Consider the following 2,814-nt stretch of genomic DNA (forward strand, 5'->3'; position numbering starts at 1 on the left):
TCGCGGCGGCCCAGGCCCCCGCCCGGACCCCCCTGCCCGGGCAGGACCAGCCGGAACAGCACGACGGTCCCGACGGGACCAGCAGCGAGACGACGGCCTCACGCCTCGGGGCGTTCGCGCGGGGCACGGCACGCGGACGGGACACGACCACCTCGGAAGGATCCGAAGAGCAGTGAATGACCAGCTTTCCTGGGTGCTGGACGACGTTCTCACGGTGCGCGGAGCCCGGCACGCGATCCTCGTCTCCGCCGACGGCCTGCTGATGGAGCGGTCCAAGGGCATCGAGCGCGACGACGCCGAGAAGAACGCGGCCGCCATGAGCAGCATGCAGTCCCTCAGCCGCGCCGTCGCCCCCTTCGTCGGCGGCGGCGACGGGACCTGGAAGCAGACGCTGATCGAGTACGACGGCGGCTGGATCTTCCTCATCGCGGCAGGCAGCGGCGCCTACCTCGCGGCCTCCGCCGCGCTCGACGTGGACATGGAGACCATGTCCTTCCGGATGCAGAAGCAGGTCGCAGCCCTGGGGAAGGCCATGACCTCGCCGGTGCGTCACGACGCCGGTGCCGACGCATGACGAGGCCCTCCGAGGACGATCTGGTGACCGGCGACTTCGTCCGGTCCTATGTCATCACCGGTGGGCGGCGGCTGCCGTCGCCGACGGACCTGTCGCTCCACACCCTGGTCACCCTGGCGCCCGACCGGGAACTCCCCCGGCAGGCGAGCCCCGAGGTCCGGGCCATCTGGGACATCTGCGGCGGCGGCTACCTCTCCGTGGCGGAGGTGGCCGCCCACCTCGGGCTGCCGACCGCCGTCGCCCGGCTGCTGCTGACCGATCTCGCCGAACAAGGGCATCTGCTGCGCCGTGCCGCACCGCCGCCGGCCCAAGCCGTTGACCGAGGGACCCTCGAAGAGGTGTTGCATGGACTCCAAGCGCTTTTCGGCTGACCGGCCGACGGCGACGTACCTTCCGGCGGGCGTGCGGAGAGCCGTCAAGATCGTCGTCGTGGGTCACTTCGGTGTCGGCAAGACGACCTACATCGGCAGCCTCTCCGAGATCGAACCACTGCGCACCGAGGAGAAGATGACCGTGGCCTCGGCCCCGGTCGACGACCTCGTCGGCGCCGGAGCCAAGGAGACCACCACGGTCGCCCTGGACTTCGGCCGCATCACCCTCAGCGAGGAACTGGTCCTCTACCTGTTCGGCACCCCCGGCCAGCAGCGGTTCGTCCAGCTCTGGGAGGACATGACGGTCGGCGCCCTCGGCGCGCTCCTGCTCGTCGACCCGGCACGCCTGGAGTCGACCTTCCCGGTCATCGACCTGGTCGAGAGCTTCGGCCTGGAGTACGCGGTCGCGGTCAACAGCTTCGACCCGTCGGTCAGGTACGAGGAGAGCGAGATCCGGGAGGCGCTCGACCTGCTCCCCGACACCCCCGTCGTCCACTGCGACGCCCGGGACGTCGCCTCGTCCGCCGAGGCGCTCAAGGAACTCGTCCGTCACCTGCTCACCCGCAAGGGCTGAGCGGGAGCACCCGTTCTTCTCCCGTCCCCAGGCCCGGACCGCAAGGACACCGGGACGCCGAAGGAATCGCACCATGGACTTCACCTCCGCCGCCGACCGCGGCGCACCCGCCCGCTGCCCCATGCACGGCGCCGACTTCGCGACCGCCCCGCACGACGTCTACGACACGCTGCGGGCCCAGGGGCCGGCCGGACCGGTGGAACTCGCCCCCGGGGTGGATGCCACCCTGGTGGTGGGGCACGAGGCCGCGCTGCGGGTGCTGCAGAACGACACCCTCTTCGCGCGCGACTCCCGGCACTGGTCGGCGCTGAGGGAGGGCCGGATAGCCCCGGACAGCCCCGTGCTGCCGATGATGATGTTCCGGCCCAACTGCCTGTTCACCGACGGCGCCGAGCACCTGCGGCTGCGCAAGGCCGTCACCGACAGCCTCGACGCCATCGACGTCCGTCAGCTCGCCCGTGACGTGCGGAACATGGCCGACTTCCTGATCGACCGGTTCAGCGAGCGCGGCCGTGCCGACCTGCTGAACGAGTACGGCAAGGTGCTGCCGCTCCTGGTCTTCAACAAGCTCTTCGGCTGCTCCGCCGACATCGGCGACCGGCTCACCCGGTCGATGGCGGCCATCTTCGAGGGCCGGGACGCCCTGCGCGCCGACCAGGAACTCACCGAGTGCCTGATGGAACTGGTGGCGCTCAAGCGCCGCGAGCCCGGCGAGGACCTGACCACCCGGCTGGTCCAGCACCCCGCCGGACTCAGCGACACCGAGCTCAAGGACCAGCTGGTGATGCTGATGGGCGCCGGCGTGGAGCCCGAGCGCAACCTCATCGGCAACACCGTGCTGCTGATGCTGTCGCCGGAGGGCTCCGGCCTGCTCATCGAGGAGGCGATGGAGCACGTCCTGTGGGACGACCCGCCGATCGCCAACTACGCCACCCACTTCCCCAGGCAGGACGTCGACCTGGCCGGGGTGCGCCTGCCCGCGGGCAGCCCGGTGGTGATCAGCTTCGCGGGGGCGAACGCCGACCCCGCGCTGACCCAGGCCCGCCGGTCCCGCAGTCAGGGTGCCCACCTGTCCTGGGGCGCCGGCCCGCACAAGTGCCCGGCCACCTCGCCCGCCCAGGTGATCGCCCTCACCGCGGTCGAGAAGCTCTTCAACGAGCTGGACGACCTGGCCCTGGACGTCCCCGTCGAGGACCTGGAATGGCGTCAGGGCCCCTTCCACCGGGCCCTCGCCTCGCTTCCCGTGCGGTTCGCCCCGTCCGCGGCGACCCGGGTGGCCACCGTGACGGGGTACC

General features: G+C 71.3%; 4 protein-coding genes. All 4 read left to right on the forward strand.

Annotation, left to right across the window (positions count from 1 at the left end):
• Positions 1-172: 172 nt before the first annotated feature.
• Positions 173-574, forward strand: coding sequence for a roadblock/LC7 domain-containing protein (locus tag HW445_RS25250; RefSeq protein ID WP_151770404.1), 402 nt, complete (start codon positions 173-175; stop codon positions 572-574).
• Entirely contained in the window at positions 571-945 is a 375-nt protein-coding gene (locus HW445_RS25255; protein ID WP_180223221.1) for a DUF742 domain-containing protein, read from the forward strand. Before HW445_RS25250 ends, HW445_RS25255 begins: the two co-directional genes overlap by 4 nt.
• A complete protein-coding gene (locus HW445_RS25260; RefSeq protein WP_180223222.1) occupies positions 920-1,519 on the forward strand; it encodes an ATP/GTP-binding protein in 600 nt (199 codons plus the stop codon). The genes HW445_RS25255 and HW445_RS25260 overlap by 26 nt, the downstream gene beginning before the upstream one ends.
• Positions 1,520-1,592: 73 nt before the next feature.
• Positions 1,593-2,814, forward strand: a 1,222-nt coding sequence (locus HW445_RS25265; protein ID WP_257231280.1) for a cytochrome P450, incomplete at its 3' end; no start/stop codon positions are given.

It is taken from the genome of Streptomyces sp. UH6 (assembly GCF_013421635.1).
Classification (GTDB): Bacteria; Actinomycetota; Actinomycetes; order Streptomycetales; family Streptomycetaceae; genus Streptomyces; species Streptomyces abyssomicinicus.